At 39.1% G+C, this 18722-nt stretch carries 14 protein-coding genes and 1 pseudogene; 10 read left to right on the top strand and 5 right to left on the bottom strand.

The window, feature by feature from the left end; all coding sequences use genetic code 11:
- The first annotated feature begins 107 nt into the window (after positions 1–107).
- Both XEN7305_RS08085 and XEN7305_RS08090 read left to right on the top strand, forming a co-directional pair.
- Entirely contained in the window at positions 108–1178 is a 1071-nt protein-coding gene (locus tag XEN7305_RS08085; RefSeq protein ID WP_006508901.1) for a glycosyltransferase family 4 protein, read from the top strand.
- 44 nt (positions 1179–1222) lie between these two features.
- Positions 1223–1831 (top strand): hypothetical protein, encoded by a 609-nt coding sequence (locus tag XEN7305_RS08090; protein WP_006508902.1) that lies wholly within the window; start codon positions 1223–1225, stop codon positions 1829–1831.
- Positions 1832–1934: 103 nt separating this feature from the next.
- Here the strand turns inward: XEN7305_RS08090 and XEN7305_RS08095 are convergent, their stop codons facing one another.
- A complete protein-coding gene (locus XEN7305_RS08095) occupies positions 1935–3122 on the bottom strand; it encodes an NAD(P)/FAD-dependent oxidoreductase (protein ID WP_006508903.1) in 1188 nt (395 codons plus the stop codon).
- 432 nt (positions 3123–3554) lie between these two features.
- Here XEN7305_RS08095 and XEN7305_RS08100 point away from each other — a divergent pair, with 432 nt between their 5' ends.
- Genes XEN7305_RS08100 through XEN7305_RS08110 form a run of 3 tightly spaced genes read left to right on the top strand, consistent with a single transcriptional unit; the run spans position 3555 to position 5432 of the window.
- Entirely contained in the window at positions 3555–4034 is a 480-nt protein-coding gene (locus XEN7305_RS08100) for a hypothetical protein (RefSeq protein ID WP_144053219.1), read from the top strand.
- Entirely contained in the window at positions 4027–4680 is a 654-nt protein-coding gene (locus XEN7305_RS08105; protein ID WP_006508905.1) for a pentapeptide repeat-containing protein, read from the top strand. Before XEN7305_RS08100 ends, XEN7305_RS08105 begins: the two co-directional genes overlap by 8 nt.
- A 20-nt stretch (positions 4681–4700) precedes the next feature.
- Positions 4701–5432: a retropepsin-like aspartic protease gene (locus XEN7305_RS08110; RefSeq protein ID WP_006508906.1), complete on the top strand. Its 732-nt coding sequence runs from the start codon at positions 4701–4703 to the stop codon at positions 5430–5432.
- Between the two features lie 371 nt (positions 5433–5803).
- On the opposite strand, the gene ftsH2 is transcribed toward XEN7305_RS08110, so the two are convergent.
- The 3 genes from ftsH2 to XEN7305_RS26520 all read right to left on the bottom strand — a co-directional run bounded on the left by ftsH2 (position 5804) and on the right by XEN7305_RS26520 (position 10312).
- A complete protein-coding gene (gene ftsH2, locus XEN7305_RS08115; protein WP_006508907.1) occupies positions 5804–7693 on the bottom strand; it encodes an ATP-dependent zinc metalloprotease FtsH2 in 1890 nt (629 codons plus the stop codon).
- 359 nt (positions 7694–8052) lie between these two features.
- Positions 8053–8901 carry a YaaW family protein gene (locus tag XEN7305_RS08120; protein WP_006508908.1) on the bottom strand — a complete coding sequence of 283 codons (849 nt, stop codon included), beginning with the start codon at positions 8899–8901 and terminating at the stop codon, positions 8053–8055.
- A gap of 58 nt (positions 8902–8959) precedes the next feature.
- Complete coding sequence (locus XEN7305_RS26520; protein ID WP_006508909.1) at positions 8960–10312, bottom strand: serine/threonine-protein kinase; 1353 nt, start codon at positions 10310–10312, stop codon at positions 8960–8962.
- Positions 10313–10534: 222 nt separating this feature from the next.
- Between XEN7305_RS26520 and ovoA the strand changes: the two genes are divergently transcribed.
- Positions 10535–11869 (top strand): 5-histidylcysteine sulfoxide synthase, encoded by a 1335-nt coding sequence (gene ovoA / locus XEN7305_RS08130; RefSeq protein ID WP_006508910.1) that lies wholly within the window; start codon positions 10535–10537, stop codon positions 11867–11869.
- 63 nt (positions 11870–11932) lie between these two features.
- Entirely contained in the window at positions 11933–12967 is a 1035-nt protein-coding gene (gene egtD, locus XEN7305_RS08135) for an L-histidine N(alpha)-methyltransferase (RefSeq protein WP_006508911.1), read from the top strand.
- A gap of 225 nt (positions 12968–13192) precedes the next feature.
- On the opposite strand, the gene XEN7305_RS08140 is transcribed toward egtD, so the two are convergent.
- Positions 13193–14410, bottom strand: coding sequence for a DUF4912 domain-containing protein (locus XEN7305_RS08140; RefSeq protein ID WP_006508912.1), 1218 nt, complete (start codon positions 14408–14410; stop codon positions 13193–13195).
- A gap of 425 nt (positions 14411–14835) precedes the next feature.
- Between XEN7305_RS08140 and XEN7305_RS08145 the strand changes: the two genes are divergently transcribed.
- The 3 genes and pseudogenes from XEN7305_RS08145 to XEN7305_RS08155 all read left to right on the top strand — a co-directional run.
- Positions 14836–15357: a photosystem I assembly protein Ycf3 gene (locus XEN7305_RS08145; RefSeq protein ID WP_006508913.1), complete on the top strand. Its 522-nt coding sequence runs from the start codon at positions 14836–14838 to the stop codon at positions 15355–15357.
- A gap of 166 nt (positions 15358–15523) precedes the next feature.
- The gene (gene gatC, locus XEN7305_RS08150) at positions 15524–15814 is read left to right on the top strand and encodes an Asp-tRNA(Asn)/Glu-tRNA(Gln) amidotransferase subunit GatC (protein WP_006508914.1); all 291 of its coding nucleotides are present in this window, start codon (positions 15524–15526) and stop codon (positions 15812–15814) included.
- 677 nt (positions 15815–16491) lie between these two features.
- A pseudogene (locus XEN7305_RS08155) lies at positions 16492–18564 on the top strand (hydantoinase/oxoprolinase family protein); the annotation flags it as partial.
- Positions 18565–18722 lie beyond the last annotated feature (158 nt).

Consider the following 18722-nt stretch of genomic DNA (forward strand, 5'->3'; position numbering starts at 1 on the left):
CGTTGTAACCTTCTCTCCGCTATTTACAATTACGAACTATCATTATCAGCTTAAAATTTCTTGTTGTGACAATAATTTAAATACTTATCTATTTTGCAAGAGGTCTAATGAATCAAAATTACAAATTATTATTAATGTCAACTCCTGTTGGTGCCTTGGGTACAGGACAAGGTGGTGGCGTAGAACTAACCGTACAGAATATTGCGCAGGAATTACAAAAAAGGGGGCATCAGTTAGAAGTTGTTGCGCCGGAAGGCTCTTTTCTAACAGGAGTTGCAGTTACAGGCATAGCAGGAAACTCTCAAATAGCTGTGCAAACTCAAACGAGAGATGTGCCAATTATTCTGCCCGAAAATTCTACCTTGGGGAATATGTGGGAATATGCGCGGCAGGTACAAAGTAAATATGATTTGATTGTCAATTGTGCTTTCGACTGGCTGCCTTTTTATCTGACCCCTTTTTTCTCAACCCCGATCGCCCATTTTATTAGTATGGGCTCGATGACTCAGGCAGCGGATGAAATTATGGAGCGCATGGCAAAACTCCATCCCGATCGCATTGGGGTCTATACCAAATCCCAGGCAGAGACTTTTGCTTTTGCTGAGGTTTGCGAAATTCTTAGCAGCGCGATCGATCTTGCCCTTTATGATTTTTGCGAAACTCCTGGGGATAGTTTGGCTTGGCTCGGCAGAATTGCCCCCGAAAAAGCTTTGGAAGATGCTGTTGCCGCGGCAAATATTACTAAAGTTCCCCTCAAGATTTATGGCAAAATCCAGGATCAGCAATATTGGCAGCAAATTCAACAGGATTTCCCCGATGCCCCGATAGAATATATGGGTTTTCTCAACACAGCAGATTTACAACAGGAGTTGGGACAAGCTAGAGCATTACTGATGACACCTCGTTGGATTGAAGCGTTTGGCAATGTCGCGATCGAAGCTTTAGCCTGCGGTGTTCCAGTGATTGCCTATCGCCGGGGCGGCCCATCGGAAATTGTTCGTGATGGTAAAACAGGTTTTCTGGTTGAACCAGATAGTGTTCCGGGATTGGTTACTGCGATTGAGAATATTGATAGCCTCAGTCGTGCTGCTTGTCGTGAGCAAGCAGAAGCTGAATATTCTCTGGCGGCTCTAGGCGATCGATTTGAGGCTTGGTTTGATAAAATCCTAGATAATTAATAATATAGTTGGCTTTAATATAGTTGGCTTTTTTATTGAGAGTTATGAGTGACAGAAAACAGATTGTGCGGAAATTTTATGAAAATCAAATTGAATGCGAAGGATACTTAGTTGATGGTTTTCAATATTTTATGCCTGACAAGAGGATTGGGAGACTTGAGTTGGTGACTACTGAAGATTGGGGGGAATATGGCTGTGAAGCTGACTTTGACTCAGTAGAGATTGAGCGAATTAATGCAAAATATCCCCCAGTTTTGATTGAGGCTTTTGATCGGCATATATGGTTTTCTCAACATAGTCTGAGTCATATTTTTGTTTTTGAGATTCCGATTGAAGATCATAATACTTATGCTATAGGGATTTCTGGGATAGCAGGAGATGGATGGGATAATTGTGGCGACTTTATTGAGATTTTCGACGCATCAGGTGAGTTTTTAGGAGCAGCTATGATTGTCGAAGGTGAAAATCCTAAATGGTCAGACAATCTCTTGGATGGCGAACATTTTCATGCGACTGCGCCAAAGTGGAAAGATAGAACCAATCCGTTAATTAAAAGCTATAGACAATGGTCTGAGGAAGTGGCTGTACGAACTGAGCAGGACGGAGTCATAACTCGTTTAGTTATGTTTACACCAGAAACTCACGGGATTTAAATTCATTGATAAGGTAGGCAGATCAGAATTGTAATATTCTCAAAAAAATCCTTAAAAGATTCTCTACCCTATCTTTTGAACATGTGCGTAATTCCTAATAATTTTAAGAAAGCAATTCCACAATTGGTTGAGTAATCCAATTTAAGCCCACTGTTAACTGATGTTTGAGAGTGGGTAAGCGATAAAGATAAATCAGGCGACGAGCAATATAAGCAAGGGAACCATCTAATTGCAAACCTAAACCACTCAGAGCCGCATTATCGGCTCCTAAAGCCATCATTTCTCCTAAAGCTTGATAACGGAACGGCAACAGCGGTTTGTGATTAATTTGTGCCCAAATATTCCAAGCACAATAGTCGGATTGTTGAAAGGCAACTTGAGCTGTTGCGGGCAAGATGTTGCCATGTTCATCTTGGCATTCCGCAATGTCTCCTAAGGCATAGACATCATCGTTATTTAAAACCTGTAGGGTATTTTGTAGCTTAAGTAATCCGCGATCGCTTTTTTCTAGATTTAACTTTTCTGTGAGGGTCGAAACTTGATTGCCCACTGTCCAGAGAACTAAATCCACCGGAATTGTATCTACTTCCCCTTTAAAAGTGAGTGCAATCTCATCCGCCTCAACCTTGGCGACTTCCGTTTCTAAATCAATCCAAATTTGACGCTCTTCCAAGGCTGTCAACGCTTTTTCCCGATTGAAATCCGTGGCATTGTCCAGAATCTGAGTTCCGCGATCGATGATGCGCACTCGACCTTGATCACCCAGGCGATCTGCTACCTTGCAGGCTAATTCAACACCACTGTAACCAGCACCGACAATGGCAACCCGAATGATGTCTTGGTGAGATTCTTCCAAATGTCTCAATTTTTCGATAATGCGATAGGCATCTTTAAGGCTACGAAAGGGAATGGCATTGGCGATCGCCCCAGGAACTATATTTAAGGGAGTTTTACCACCTGTGGAGAGCACAAGTTTGTCGTAGTCGATAGTTGAAGAGTTATCTACAGTAACTTGTTTGGCCTCAAGATCTATATTGGTGACTTCCCCTTGTCGAAAGACAATTCCGGTGTTTGCTAAAACCTCTTCAAAAGGTGGTGCAATTTCCCAACTTTGAAGTTCCTCGGTGATTAGTTCGTATAGTAGCGGCGAGAATAAAAAGCGATCGCCTTTATCAATCAGAGTTATTTCTGGTTTTTCTTCTACTTCTGTGGGTAACTCATGAAGGCGTAGGGCTGTATACAAACCACCAAAGCCACCTCCGACAATACAGATTTTTTGTTTTGTGCTCATTTTATTTAAAGGGCAGGGAGATTTTTTTAGTGATACTTATTTATTAATCATAGTGAAATTAATCCGCGATCTCTAGTTTGAGTTGAGCAGCAATCTCTCAAATATTTCATGTAAAGTATTATTAAAAGTGTGAAACGAATTTTATGATTTAGATAATTCAGAGGTTTTTTGAAAGCTAATGAGTGAGTAATTTAGGACTATATATAGTAAATAATGATATCGACAAGTTATAAAAACATATTCCCAGACTGTTTATTTTTGAAGATTCATGGGAAACTAATATCCGAACCTGAAAAGCATTCGTCCGACAAAATAAAATTAAACTTAACTATTCGTTTTGGGGAACAAAAACTGCAAATAGGTAGTGCTATTGTTAAATTTGGACTCCGAAGTGGAAAACTACATTTGAAGTTTGGCAATTCCAAGATTCTGATGGAAACTATTGGTTTAACACCAAAATTTCAAACTTATATTGAAGTAGAAAGGCAGACTGATATTAGTGAAACTGGAAGCAAAACAATGGCCTATACACTGAAACCTGGCTTGACAACTATCAATCAAAAAGCGAGTACAGAGACAAAAAGAATTAAAGAGGAAATATACCAAGTTTATACCAAAGGAACAGAAGAAGAAATAAGTTGGATTTTTCAACTCAAAACGGAGAAAGCAATTTTAGAAGGTATTTTGCAAGCAGAACAGTTGGGAATTTTAGAATTGAAAAGTAAGTCTTGTATGATAGAAGCAACCTTTGAAGTAGAAGACAAAGATGTTCGAATAACTCAGACTAGTGGACTTTGGGATCAAGATATGAGTTTAGAAGAAAAAGGAATGTTAGAAACAGAATTTTACTCAGAATTTATCAAGCCTCTATTAAGACCTTACGTAAGTCGAGTGGAGTTGTGTCATGAATAACGAGCAATTAATTAATAAGCTTAATGAAATAAAAAAAGCTATTAAACAGAATGCTGCAAGGACAAATAATTTTTTCGACTTGGCAAAGATGTCAGGACGAGATCCAAAAAACGATTTTTCGGGAAGAAATTTAAATAAGCTCAATTTAAGTTGTGGAGATTTGCAAGGGGCTAATCTACAGAATGCTAATCTCATTAGTGCCAATTTGACCAATGTAGATCTAAGTAGTGCGAATTTAAGTGGTGCAAATCTTAGCTTTGCTAATTTAACTGGAGCTGATTTGAGAGATACTAATTTTAAGGATACAAAAGTAGAAAATGCTCGTTTTGGTAATAATAAAGGATTATCTGAATCTATGAAGTTTGATTTACTTGAGCGAGGGGCAATCTTTGAAAGTACTCACCTAGAGTATGATGTCAATATTAAGGCTTATGAAAGAATTATCAATGGAATGGATCAAAAGTTGCGTAAGAATTATTTAGGAAAGTATGTAGCTTTTGTAGATGGAGAGTTAGTTGATAGTGATAAAAATAGAGATAATTTAACTAAAAGAATTAATCTAAAATACCCTAATAAAAACAAATTAATTGAGAAAGTTGATGATCAAGAAAGAGAAATAATAGATATACCAATTAATTGGAGTTAGCTTAAAATTGATTTAATTAAATGGAAAATTTTGTGTCTAATGATGGAAACTTACAAGACTCAGATGTAACAGATTCAGAAGCCTCTATAAAGCTTTCTAATCCACTAGAATCGTCACGGAGCTGTCAAGTAAAGGCTATCGTTGACACTGGTATCTCAATGACCTGTATCCCTGAGTCTGTAATTGTAGATTTAGGTAAATTACTTGTTTATAGTCGAGTAAAAGTTCGAGATGCAAATGGAAACATCCGAACAGCAAAAACCTATATGATTGATGTTGCAATAGCTGACGACAAAGGTCAATATAAATATTTGTATTGCAATATTGAAGTGGTTGCTATACCCAAAGAATATGGGTTAATTGGTAGAGATATTCTTAATAAACATAGTGTTACACTTAATTCTTCTAGTGAGTTTTTAAAATTCCTATTCTTATATAAAGACAATAATTCAAGCAGATTTGAAATTACTGAATTTGGTGTTTTTTCTGGGAAAAATCTACAGAGGAAACCAATAATAGAGTCAGAAATGGATTCTTTATCGAGACAATACGCTTATAATAAATTATTTGTAGTAATTAACTGGATATTGGTAGGAATTTTCATTATTTCTTTTATTATTATTTTGATCGCCGCTTTATTTTTAAATAATGAAAAAGCTGTTGATATTATTATTATCCAAAATATTTTTTCTTTAACCTTGGGTTGGTTTGGAAGTTCCTTATTAATATATTTAGGAAAAAAGGATATCTAATTGTTAAGTGCTGCTTTAATTTATTAAGCAGTCATACAAAATTAATTACATATTTTCAACCTAATAATTCTCGTCTAACAAAAATCTTAGAAAATAAAAGTAGGTAATTAATTATACTGAGGTACTTAATTTATAATTGAAGGATAAAAATTTAAACCGACATTTCGCGGCAATTTTTTGATTTTCGACCAATTAATTTACTTTATATCCTCGAAAAGCCTTGTCAAATAATAATTTTAATGCACTTTTGAGCTTAGGGAGATCGCGTTGTCTACTTCACAAAAAATTTAATGGAATCCATCAATTAACCAACAAAAAAAGGGGACATCGATAAACAATGATTCCCCTTAATAATTAATTCAACAGAGATACTATATCTGAGGTGCAAACTGTTCCTTTTCAGGTACTTCAGTGTACTCAGCAACTATTTGGCGGAACTCTTCACCATTAATAGTTTCTTTCTCAATCAATAACTCAACCAGGCGATCGACTACCTCACGGTTATCGCGAACAAGCTGACGCGCCAAAGCATGAGAATGTTCAATAATTTGACGTACTTGTTCATCAATGCGAGAAGCAACTTCTTCCGAATATTCCGAACGAGACATCAAACCACCACCAAGGAAAACTTCTCCTCCTTGTCCTTCTAAAGATAAAGGCCCAAGATCGCTCATTCCGAAACGAGTAACCATTTGACGTGCCATTTCGGTTACCTGTTGTAAGTCACCACCAGCACCAGTTGTTACTTCGTCATAACCAAAGATTTCCTCCTCAGCAGCACGACCACCCATGGCCCCAGCAATCCGAGCTTTGAGCTGCGATCGCGAGATTAGACCTTGTTCTTCATCAGGAGTAAACCAAGTCAAACCCTGAGCTTGTCCCCGAGGAATCAAAGTGACCTTCTGCACAGGATCATGTTCTTTCACTAAAGTGCCCACGATCGCATGTCCCACTTCATGATAGGCAATCAAGCGTTTGCTCTTACCATCAACTAAAGGCGTACCTTCCATACCAGCAACTACACGATCCACCGCATCATCAATTTCTGCCATGGTAATAGCTTCCTTGCGTCTTCTAGCAGTCAGAATAGCCGCTTCGTTAAGCAAGTTAGCCAAATCAGCACCCGAGAAACCAGGAGTCCGACGAGCAATCACTTCCAAAGAAACTTCAGGAGACACTTTTTTATCGCGAGCATGAACGTCTAAGATTTCGAGACGACCCTTAATATCAGGAGTATCTACCATTACTTGACGGTCAAAACGGCCAGGACGCATTAAAGCAGAATCGAGTACATCAGGACGGTTAGTTGCTGCGATGATAATAATTCCACTATTACCTTCAAACCCATCCATTTCAGTTAGTAGTTGGTTAAGAGTTTGTTCCCTCTCATCATTACCACCACCAATACCAGCACCACGCTGACGGCCAACGGCATCAATCTCATCGATAAAGATTAGGCAAGGCGCATTTTCTTTTGCTTTCTTAAACAAGTCACGAACCCGAGAAGCACCCACACCAACAAACATCTCCACAAATTCAGAACCAGAGATACTAAAGAAAGGTACGCCAGCTTCACCCGCGATCGCTTTTGCCAACAAGGTTTTACCTGTTCCAGGAGGGCCAATCAATAGGACTCCTTTAGGAATTTTTGCCCCAACTGCTGTGAATTTTTCTGGTTGCTTCAGGAAAGTTACAACCTCTTCTAATTCTTCTTTGGCTTCTTCGATGCCCGCAACATCATCAAACATTACTCCAGTTTTCGCATCCATTTGGAAACGAGCTTTAGATTTGCCGAAGTTCATGGCTTGACCAGGGCCTCCAGGCATATTGTTGGAGCGACGGAACAGAAAGAACAAAGCACCAATTAGAAGTATAGGGAATAGCAAGTTTCCTAAAAGACCCCACCAAGCACCACTATTAGAGGCAGGATGGTAATCAAATCTGATATCTGCTTCTCTGAGCTTTGTGATTAATTCTGGAGAGTTGGCAGGTAAGTCAACTCTTAGACTCTGTAGTCTTTGATCAATCTGAGGATCTAATGCCTGAACGATCGCAGTTCTGCCGTTATCGTACAACTCAACACTAGAAACTTTACCCGAACTCAGGTAGTCAAGAAAGCGACCATAGGTCATTCGAGTACTTGCTGTGTTACCACCTATAACGTTGGTATTGGGCGATATCGTCCCTTGCAATAAAAAGAACCCTACAATCAAGATAGGTAGAGTCCAGAGTACTAAGATTCTCCAAGAAAATTTTTTCATAGGTTAGGTTTTACCGAAATTTGGATATTGGGGAAATTGAATATTTTTAAAACTATTTTGATTAGCGATAATATAGTTCATTAGATTTTCTCTGGTGAGATGTCTAATGAATAAGTCAGTTTTTGTCAAGCTGTTTGTAGCTCGATTTATACTTACTTAATTAAATTTAACGTAATTCTCATCTCTAAGGCAAGAAGAACTTTATCAACATGACTTGGCAAACTTTAAAACAATCTCGAAATATATAATATTCAACGCAAACTAAATTCTCCTCAGATTATGATGTTCAACCCTTATTACTGTATAGAAGAGGTAGATCGTAATTTCTCTTTTAAGCTAATTAAAGTATTGCTATATTTTCAGCTGGCAGCAAGAGTTAAATATTCACCTCTTGTTAGCCGAATTTGCGCCACAGTAAAAATAGTCGGCACAATACGACTGTAGTTGGTAGAGATTGTTTTCCAACCCAAATCTGCGATAAACCAACCCCACATTGCTGGTCCGATCAGACTAAATACGGTTCTTACTGCGCCATAACGAGCGGCGGTGACGGCCATGCCTTTTTTCGCCCCTTGCATTAAAAATTTGCTTTGTAAAGTTAAGGCTGTTGTGGTACCACCTTTGATGAGTGCAGTTCTAGCTGCTTGGTACTTGGCAAAATGAAGCGCAAATTGTTTGGCAATATGTTTGAGTAACCAAGGCTTAAGTATCGAGCTAATCGCAACAATGCTACTTCCTTGAAGCAAAACTTTTAGGGGATCATGTTGCAGACTAATTGGTAATGTCTCGGGAGGCTCCGATTGGCTCAGTGACTGGTTGATTTTCGCTGTGAGAGATCTTTTTTCTTTCCGAGGTAATTTTTGCCAAGCTTTGCCGACCAAATTCAGAAATATTTCAGCTTCGATGTCGATAGTCTTCATGTCTTGGGAATAGGGAATTTTTAGATAAAGACAAACCTGCATCAAAATTTCTCTGTAGGACAATTGCTGAGAGTCTCCTCGCAAAACGGTCATGCCATCAGCAGCCAAATAACGAAAGCGTTGATCCAACGAATCAATCCAATCGTGCCAATTTTGACTTTGAACTTCTAGCGGTTCGGGAGTTTGCCAATAATCTAGAGGATTAAACCGACGCTCAAATAGAATATGGGTTATTTGTTCTAATTCTTCTGGAGTGGCTAATTGTAAGGCTGTTTTAAGTTCGTTCAACTTGATTGTCCTCCACCAATTTCTAGATTGTTAAAAATATTTGTTTTAATTGTTTTTGCTATGGTGTAATTATATTGCCAAATAGTAATCCCGAAAATATAGCAATTACTAAACCAATGGCTGCTAACTTATGATTTTTGAATTGAAACGATATGGTTTGCAATAATACGTAACCTAAATTTAAGGCGATCGCGATCGCGACTGAGATGGTCATGGCAACTGCTTCGCCCCATCCCAAAAGTACTCCTGAGACCGCAACTAATACCAGGGGAAATGCGATCGCAAAGGCAATGGCTTCTTTGTTTCCTCTTTGCTCCATATTAAAGGAAACTGCCGCTGCTGATTGACTGATATAAATTATGACTATCCCGATCGCAGCAATTGTTAGATTAAATAAATTTTTCTCCGTCACGCGATCGCTAATCTCAAAGCCCACAGTAATGGCTGTAACCAAAACTCCCAAACTAATTGTCCCGATGGCAAAAGGACTTAGGGGTATCTTAGAACCTAAATTAGCAAGTTGATTAATTCTATCTCTAGAGTCTGGTGCTACTAATTCTGACTCGATCGCCAAATCATCGGCATTGCTAATAGCTAGATTTTGCCAATCCCAAGTTAACTCCTGAAGTTTTTTCAAGGCAGTTGCCGCATCGGGAAACCTTTTTTTGACTTGGGGCTGCACCATTTTACTTAGCCAAGCGAGGAATCCAGAATCTAATTGTGATAATAATGGTTTAAATTCTAGTTGATAAGGATTTTCTGCTGTGGCTAGGCTGAGGATCTCGGAAGATTTTTTCTGAGTCAATAGACAAATAATAGTCACGCCCAAACCATAGAGATCGGATGCTTTCACTGGTGCGATCGCCTGTTCGGGAGCCATGAATCCTGGGGTTCCTTGAATAATGCTACTAGCGCTATTATCTTGATCACCAATTTTTGCTAAGCCAAAGTCAATTAAATAGGGTTTAAACTCCTTATCTACTAAAATATTTTCTGGTTTGAGATCGCGATGCAAGACAAAATCTTCCCGTTCCTGCAAATAGACCAAAATTTCTAAAATTCTAATCGTAATTATTTGCACTTTTTCCAGCGTAATATTTGCCAATTCTGCTAAAGGGATAGCCTCAATATATTCTTGAATCAAGCAAAACCCATTATCCGTTTCCAAGCTATCGAGATATTTTGGTATTCCCGGATGATGAAGATTTTGTAGTAGTTCAATTTCCCTTTGATAGGACTTATAGCCAGACCAACTAGAATCGGCAGTCGCAAAACAAAATTGTTTAATTACCACCAAGCGATCGCTATCTAGGTTTCTCCCCTTCCAAGTAATTCGACCTCCTTCTCGATTGCGACCCAATTCTGTGATAATTTCATAGCCATGGGGAATCAGGTCAGGGGTAATTTGCATTATTCTAATTGAATTGAGTGTTTTTGTCCTAAATCGGCAGAGAAAATAAGCGTGTTTCTCTATTCCTTAATCTTGATAGGGTTTACCGCCAAAGGCTTAATTGTTAACTTTATTATATTATTTTGTTTTATTATGAAGAAAGATTGCTATTTGTAAACAAAAAATAAGTCAAGTTGTCCTCCCATCTTCCCTCAAGAAACGGTTTCAGACCGAGCAAAATTAATGAGTACAATTACTTATCCTCCGACGCTTAATAACTGTAGTAAAGATTATCTACTAGACTATTTTCAACGTTCTTGGGAATTAGAAGAAACTCTCTTGCGCAGTGTCATTAGCCAAGATGCCTTCCACCTCAGTCCTGATCCCTTAAGAAACCGCCTGATTTTTTATCTTGGTCACTCCGCAGTATTTTATATCAATAAGTTGATTCGTGTCGGTTTACTGGAAAAACGGATTAATGACTATTTTGAAACTCTTTTCGAAATTGGGGTCGATCCCGAATCAGCTGAAGAATTAGATCTAGCAGTCAAAGAAATTAGCTGGCCAGATCTGTCAAAGGTCTGGCAATATCGAGATCGAGCGTATACAGCAATTACTCAAGTTATTAATCAAGCTGAGATAGCCCTCCCTATCAAGCAAAAAGATCCTCTTTGGGCATTGTTAATGGCGATCGAACATAGTTTGATCCACTTTGAAACCTCTTCGATGTTAATTCGCCAGTTGTCTCCAGAGCAATTACAAAGACCACAAGAATGGAATTATGCGGTTAGCAACGGAAACCCACCTAACAATAAGTTGCAGGAAATACCAGGGGGAGCGGTTAATCTTGGTAAAGCCAAGAACTCTGACACCTATGGTTGGGACAGTGATTATGGGAATCTCCCAGTGGTTGTCAAACCTTTTCTTGTTAGCAAGTATTTGATTAGCAATCAAGAATTTTTAGAATTCGTCCGAGATGATAGCTACAACAAATCTGAACTTTGGGACAGAGAATCTTGGGCTTGGCAGCAAAAATTCCAGGTTCAACATCCTAAATTTTGGATTCCTACTAATAATGGCTACAAGTATCGCACTGTATTTGAAGAAATTGACTTGCCCCTAGATTTTCCGGTGGAAGTCAATCATTACGAAGCAATGGCCTATTGCCGTTGGCGGGGAGAGGGCACTCGTCTTCTAACAGAAGCGGAATGGAAATTGTTAGTAGATTCATTACAAGCACAACAACTTGATAGTACTCAAGAGTATAATCTCAATTTAAAATATTTTTCCCCTTCTCCTGTGGGAGCGGCAGACCAAAGCAATCATAATTTTGGTATTTGTGACCTGCGGGGCAATGTTTGGCAATGGTTGGGAGATAAGTTTCATGGTTTACCAGGATTTCAACCTCACTATCTTTATGAGGATTATTCAGCACCATTTTTTGATGATAAACATCATCTAATTGTGGGTGGTTCCTGGGCAAGTATGGGCGCTTATGCTTCGGCTTCTTGTCGTAACTGGTTCCGTCCTTATTTCTATCAACATGTTGGTTTTAGAATCGCACGAGATATCACGTAGGGGCGAATGGCTATCCGCCCGTATCACAGTAAGTAAGTTAATTATTTGGAGTAATAAATTTTCATGGTTTCTGAGTTGTCAATCAATAGAAAACAGGAATGTCCCAATATTAAAGACATTAAAGAACGCTTAGAAATTAATTATTTAAGTAAACCTAATCTAGTTAATAGCTCTGATGATGGACAAGATATTATTCAAGGTTTAACTCAGCCCCAGAAAACTCTACCGGCTCGTTATTTTTATGACGCGAAAGGTTCACAATTATTCGAAAAGATTTGTGAATTACCAGAATATTATCCGACTCGTACCGAGGCTGATATTTTAGAGCAATATGCCACAGAAATTGCTAATACAACAGCACCTTGCGATTTAGTTGAATTGGGTAGTGGTAGTTCTACTAAAACTCGTTTGTTATTAGATGCTTACCAAAATAGTCGATATCCCACGCATTATATTCCTATTGATGTTAGTGGCAGTATTTTAGAAGCAAGTGCCGAGCAATTATTGCAGGACTATGAAAGTTTAAAAATTAGAGGTCAAGTTGGGACTTACCAACAAGCATTAAATAATTTGCCTCCTTCTATATTATCGAGGAGAATGGTTTTCTTTTTGGGCAGTAGTTTGGGAAATTTTACACCTCAAGAATGCGATCGCTTTTTTGCGCAAATAGCAAAAGTTCTCAATCCTGGAGATTACTTTTTATTGGGGATAGATTTACAAAAACCAGTAGACATTCTTGAGGCGGCTTACAATGATGCCCAAGGAATAACAGCGGCTTTTAATCTGAATATGTTGAGTCATTTGAACTGGCGTTTTGGGAGTAATTTCAATTTAGAATTGTTTAAACACCAGGCAATTTATAATATATCAAAGCATCAAATAGAAATGCATTTACATTGCCAAGAAAATCATGCTATTGATTTTAAAAATCTTGATTTGACTGTTGATTTTAAATTGGGAACAAGTATTAGAACAGAGATTTCCCGTAAGTTCAATCTTGAACATATGCAGCAATATTTAACCACAATGGGGTTAAAACACATCAAATCTTGGAGTGATCAAAAAAAATGGTTTGGTATTGTACTTTGTCAAGTTTGAAGAAGTCATATCAGAAGGCAGAAGGCAGAGGGCAGAGGGCAGAAGGCAGAAAAGAATAAAAAACAACCCCTAGTGTCTCTACTAGAGGTCATCATAAAATTAATTGGTCAGCAATTAAAAATTAGAGTTGATTAATTTTCAAACTCGCGCGTTCCCTTGCGGAGACCCTTCGGGTAGAGCTTTGCAAGTAAAAATTCCGCGGGGTCGCTCGTCAATTTTCAATTCTTAAGCAAACCATTCTTCAACAGCTTCTTCCTTCGTATTAGTATTACGAGAAGGAGTTTCACGTTCAAAGTTCATGTGAACTGAACGAGTTTGCTCTCCATCAGAAGCAACAGCAACGATAGGATAGTCGATGACTCCATCTTGGAAAGACATCTGGAAGCGGAATGTTCCATCAGGACTCAACTCAATTTTGCGATCGCCAATTGTAACAGTTGCATCAGGTTCAGTTGCACCGTAAACAATCAATTCCGCATCTGCAACCAACCAGAATTTGCGAGGACGAGCTGGAGGAATTGAGGATAAACCGGAAACATTCATGCCCACACCAGACATATTGATGCCCGAGGGAGTAGGAATTGCCCATTTACCAACTCCTGAAGGGAAGACATAGGAGCTAAGAGCTTCTTGCCCAACACCAGAACCAGCAACACGCATTGACTCGGCCGATTCTGCCATGCCAAAGATCTGATCGTAAATAGCACTATCAGAAGCAGAGGTCGTAGGAGCGGGCTTCTTGCTGGGAGGAACAAGGGTAAATACGTTCTTTCCTTTTAGTTCTTGTTCCCAGCCAACAGTAACAAAGTTATCTTCAATCCAGTCAGAAGGATATACAGGGGGAACTCGTACCGCAGCAGAGCGAGCAAGACTCATCCACCGACCATCACCACAACGGTAACCAATATCTACGATGTAGTCGCGATCGCTGACAGGAAGAGGTAAATACCATTCCCGTGCCATTTCATCACATAGATATTCTTGAATATTATGAGGTGCTTGATAGTCAAGATTGATATCAGTGATGTCATAAAGACGAAGAGCTAGTTGCTGACCGCCCTGACGACGAAATTCCTCTTTATGCTCATTGGGGACATCCCAGTAGCAATATGCCCATTGAGGATCTCTTGGCAATAGGACGATGCGGCTTTGACCATATCCTGCGGGTAATTCTCCTAAATCTTGATCTACAGAAGATAGATCATTAGCTTCGGGAGTCTCTTGTCCAACTTCAAATTTGGTAGATTTCACTTGTTGTTCCTCCTGGTTAAGTGACGAACCTTGATCTGATTTTTCTGTTTCTACTTTTTTCATTGCTTCTTTTATGGAAGTCAGTAATTGCGCTTTGCGCATCCGACTGTATCGGGAAACGTTGTATTCACTAGCAACTTTGCGAAGTTGCCGAAGTGTCATTTCCTCTAAGGGGGGACGTTCTTTTGCCATTTATCAACAGCCTCCGATTTCTATTGGCGGTTACTGGGGGTTGGCAGCCTTATGACTATGAAAGCAGGACAGATTATTTGGTTTGTCATACTAAAGTAGTCTTTTATATTGTTATTAGTTATCTGCGTTTTTTATAACTGTGTTCATCTAAACGTATTTTTCTTGCTAAATCAAGTCGATCTCCTAGTGATAATAGATGCTTTACGGATTACTGAGGTTTTCAGGGATCGCTATGTCATGAAATATTAACATTTGGCATTTTCTTGGTGCTTTCTTTTGGAAATAATGTCAGGAATTCATAACATTTTACGAATAAATCTTTAAATTAAGCATAAATCTGAACATTGCTAGACAAAATTTAATACAGGAAAACAGCATAAAAACGCTAGAATCTAGCAATAGGAAATCTTCTCTAATCAATAGCTATGCCTCGTACTCAAAGAAACGATAATTTTATTGACAAGACATTTACTGTAATGGCAGACATTATTTTAAAAGCGCTGCCTACCAGCAAAAAGGCCAAAGAAGCCTTTGCCTATTACCGTGATGGGATGTCCGCACAAGGAGATGGGGAATATGCTGAAGCCTTAGACAATTATGAAGAAGCTCTTACATTAGAAGAAGACCCCAACGATCGCAGTTATATTCTCTATAATATGGGTCTAATTCATGCCAGTAATGGTGATTTGGACAAAGGCATAGCTTTTTATGAAGAATCTATTGAGCTAAATCCGAGAATGCCTCAAGCCCTCAATAATATTGCTGTTCTGTATCATTATCAGGGAGAGCAGGCAAAAGAAGCAGGGGAGGACGAAAAAGCAGAAGCGTTTTACGATAAAGCGGCAGAATATTGGAAGCAAGCAGTTCGTATCGCACCTAACAATTATTTAGAAGCACAGAACTGGCTACGGAATACTGGAAGATCGGAAATGGATGTCTTCTTTTGACGGGCTGCGCCCTTGAAGGCAGATGGCAGATGGCAGATGGCAGAAGAGACCCTTCGGGTAGAGCTACGCAAGGGCAGATGGTCAAAACTTAGCTCTCCTTTAACTATTCTTGTGTTAACACCTAACACCTAACACCTAAAACCTAATACCTAACACCTAAAATTGTATGATTGATCGCGAAGAAGTTAAAAAAGTTGCTAATTTAGCTAGATTGGATATTACTTCCGAAGAGGAGGAGCAGTTTACTACTCAACTGAACAGTATCTTGGATTATTTTGATCAGTTGAGCGAATTGGATACTGAAGATGTGGCTCCCACTACTAGGGCGATCGAGACTAGTAATATTACCCGCACCGACACCTTAAAACCTTTTCCCGATAAACAAGCTCTTTTGGATTCGGCACCAGAACAAGAGGATGATTATTTTCGGGTACCCAAAATTATGGCTTCTAATTGATAATTGATTGTTTTCTATTCGTCGAAAAGTAGGAATAAATCGCTGTATTTGTTTTAGCATAGAGTTCTGAGGTATTTAATTAATGGAAGAACTCGCACAATTGAGACAATTGCTAATTGCTGGGAATACTATCGATGCGATCGCGCTTATTGATGAACTAGAGGATTAGAATATTTACTTAGAAGAAGCAATAGAGTTAGCCAACTTAGAAGCAGTCAAAGAAGCTTTTGGGGGGATTTACTCTGTAGAACAATTAGTAATACCAATTTAAAATAGAAATAGAACACATAATTCTGTAGGGGCGAATGGCCATTCGCCCCTACCACCATGATCTGTCGTGAACATTATTTAATTTGGTATAACTAGATTTGATCGCGATCGCATTATGGAAATGGGACAGCAACTATTGCAATTAACATATCAGGAAGAAACTAGAAAACTGCCTCACACAATAGGAAAAATATTAAGCTAGTGCCGCTGCGCGGAAGTAATAAGTAATAAGTAATAAGTAATAAGTCTTGATACATCAGTTTTTTGCCCTTCGTTGATAGATAGCTTATTTACGCCCGCGTCCACTAGTAGTTCTTCAAAAAAGTTCTGATAGGTTTGATAAGTTATGGGGAATTGGGGCAATAGGGAATTAGGGAGAATAGTTACCTGTAGTGAATAATTCAAGTATTAGTAACTCTTCATCAGGCTGGCAATTTTGGATCGATCGCGGGGGCACATTTACCGATGTCATTGGCAAATCTCCTGACGGCGAAATTATTCTACATAAGTTGTTATCAGAAAATCCTGAACAATATCCTGATGCACCGATCCAGGGTATTCGAAATATTCTAGGGATTACTCAAGACCAACCAATTCCCACGAACATGATTGAAGTTGTCAAAATGGGTACAACTGTGGCAACGAATGCCTTATTAGAGAGAAAAGGCGATCGCGTTGTTTTAGCAATTACCCAAGGTTTTAAAGACGCACTCCGAATTGGCTATCAAAATCGCCCTGATATTTTTGCCTTGCAGATTGTCTTACCAGAAATGCTCTACGAAGAAGTTGTCGAAATAGCTGAACGCTACACCGCAACTGGAGAAGAGTTGCAACCAGTGAATCTCCAACAAGCCAGAGCAGATTTACAAGCAGCCTTTGATCTGGGTATTCGCAGTTGTGCGATTTTGTTAATGCATTCCTATAATTATCCCAATCATGAACTAGAAGTAGCCGCGATCGCCGAAGAAATTGGATTTACTCAAATCTCGGTTTCACATCAAGTTAGCCCTCTAATCAAATTTGTCAGTCGAGGAGATACCACCGTAGTTGATGCTTATCTATCGCCGATTTTGCGTCGCTATGTGAATCAATTTAAAGGTTATTTATTTGCCGAACAGGAAAACCCTGGGACTCAACTTATGTTTATGCAATCCAATGGTGGATTGGTGGATGCAGATTTATTTCAGGGTAAAGACAGTATTCTTTCCGGGCCTGCTGGGGGAATCGTAGGGGCTGTTAAAACTTGTGCTGCTGCGGGAATCCAGAAAATTATTGGCTTTGATATGGGGGGCACTTCTACAGATGTCAGCCATTATGCAGGAGAATATGAGCGCAGCTTTGAAACTGAGGTTGCGGGAGTGAGATTGCGATCGCCGATGATGTCGATTCATACAGTGGCTGCAGGAGGCAGTTCGATTCTCCATTTTGATGGCAGTCGCTATTTAGTCGGGCCCGATTCTGCGGGGGCAAATCCTGGCGCGGCCTGTTATGGCAGAGGTGGGGAGCTGACGATTACGGACTGCAATGTGATGGTGGGCAAGTTGCAACCGGAATTTTTTCCGCAGGTTTTTGGGGAAAATGCCGATCGACCTTTGGATAAGGCAATAGTCACTCAGAAATTTCACAAGCTATCAAAGGAAATTAATCATAGTAAAAGTCCTGAAGAAATTGCGGCTGGTTTTCTCGCGATCGCAGTCAATAATATGGCCAATGCAATTAAAAAGATTTCTCTCCAAAAAGGTTACGATGTTACCGACTATACTTTATGTTGTTTTGGTGGGGCAGGGGGACAACATGCTTGCCTAATTGCTGATGCTTTGGGCATCAAACAAATATTTATTCATCCCTATGCTGGAGTGCTATCGGCTTATGGTATTGGCTTGGCAGAGATTATAGTTATTAAAGAAAAATCTGTCGAAAAGTTATTAGATCATAATTCTTTTCTGATGATTAAATCTCTATTTACTGAATTAGTTATAAAAGCACAACAAGAACTAGAGCAGCAAAGTTATCGCGATCTCGAAGAGATCCGCTTCGCGGCGCGCTTAGAGCCTAAAATTATTTATAAAGTCCATCTGAAATATCAAGGAACAGATTTTAGCTTAATTGTTGATTTTAATGATATCGCAACCATGAAACAGCAATTTGAAGATTTGCATCGACAAAGTTATGGTTTTATTGTTGAAAAAGATTTAATTATCGAAACGGTCTCTGTTGAATTAATTTGCCCTACCTATCAACCGATGGAGAGTCACAAATCGCCAAGTTTGAGCATAATTAAGGATGCCAAGCCTACTGCTAAAGTTAATATTTACACGAGTAATGCTTGGCATGAAGCAAAAGTTTATCAAAGAGAAGATTTGCCAGCAGGAACTATTATTAATTCTCCAGCAATTATTGTTGAGGCGACAGGAACAAATATTATTGAATTAGGTTGGCAAGCAACTATTAGCGAACAAAATAATCTAATTCTGAGACGGCTTGACTAGTGCCGCCGCGCGGAAGGAATAAGCCTCTGACGAGGAAGTCACAATTCAAAAGTTTTCCGTCACAAGAGTTTCAAAAGCACAATAGCCGATAATCATCTATTGAGGATTAAGGAGCATTAGAGCTTAGAGTAGCTCTACACGATTATGTA

Source organism: Xenococcus sp. PCC 7305 (assembly GCF_000332055.1).
Lineage (GTDB): Bacteria > Cyanobacteriota > Cyanobacteriia > Cyanobacteriales > Xenococcaceae > Xenococcus.

What these genes read in the sequence shown, in the direction of transcription:
- XEN7305_RS08085 (WP_006508901.1), top strand. Translation starts at nt 108, where the DNA reads ATGAATCAAAATTACAAATTATTATTAATGTCAACTCCTGTTGGTGCC.
- XEN7305_RS08090 (WP_006508902.1), top strand. Translation starts at nt 1,223, where the DNA reads ATGAGTGACAGAAAACAGATTGTGCGGAAATTTTATGAAAATCAAATT.
- XEN7305_RS08095 (WP_006508903.1), bottom strand. Translation starts at nt 3,122, where the DNA reads ATGAGCACAAAACAAAAAATCTGTATTGTCGGAGGTGGCTTTGGTGGT.
- XEN7305_RS08100 (WP_144053219.1), top strand. Translation starts at nt 3,555, where the DNA reads ATGGAAACTATTGGTTTAACACCAAAATTTCAAACTTATATTGAAGTA.
- XEN7305_RS08105 (WP_006508905.1), top strand. Translation starts at nt 4,027, where the DNA reads ATGAATAACGAGCAATTAATTAATAAGCTTAATGAAATAAAAAAAGCT.
- XEN7305_RS08110 (WP_006508906.1), top strand. Translation starts at nt 4,701, where the DNA reads ATGGAAAATTTTGTGTCTAATGATGGAAACTTACAAGACTCAGATGTA.
- ftsH2 (WP_006508907.1), bottom strand. Translation starts at nt 7,693, where the DNA reads ATGAAAAAATTTTCTTGGAGAATCTTAGTACTCTGGACTCTACCTATC.
- XEN7305_RS26520 (WP_006508909.1), bottom strand. Translation starts at nt 10,312, where the DNA reads ATGCAAATTACCCCTGACCTGATTCCCCATGGCTATGAAATTATCACA.
- ovoA (WP_006508910.1), top strand. Translation starts at nt 10,535, where the DNA reads ATGAGTACAATTACTTATCCTCCGACGCTTAATAACTGTAGTAAAGAT.
- egtD (WP_006508911.1), top strand. Translation starts at nt 11,933, where the DNA reads ATGGTTTCTGAGTTGTCAATCAATAGAAAACAGGAATGTCCCAATATT.
- XEN7305_RS08140 (WP_006508912.1), bottom strand. Translation starts at nt 14,410, where the DNA reads ATGGCAAAAGAACGTCCCCCCTTAGAGGAAATGACACTTCGGCAACTT.
- XEN7305_RS08145 (WP_006508913.1), top strand. Translation starts at nt 14,836, where the DNA reads ATGCCTCGTACTCAAAGAAACGATAATTTTATTGACAAGACATTTACT.
- gatC (WP_006508914.1), top strand. Translation starts at nt 15,524, where the DNA reads ATGATTGATCGCGAAGAAGTTAAAAAAGTTGCTAATTTAGCTAGATTG.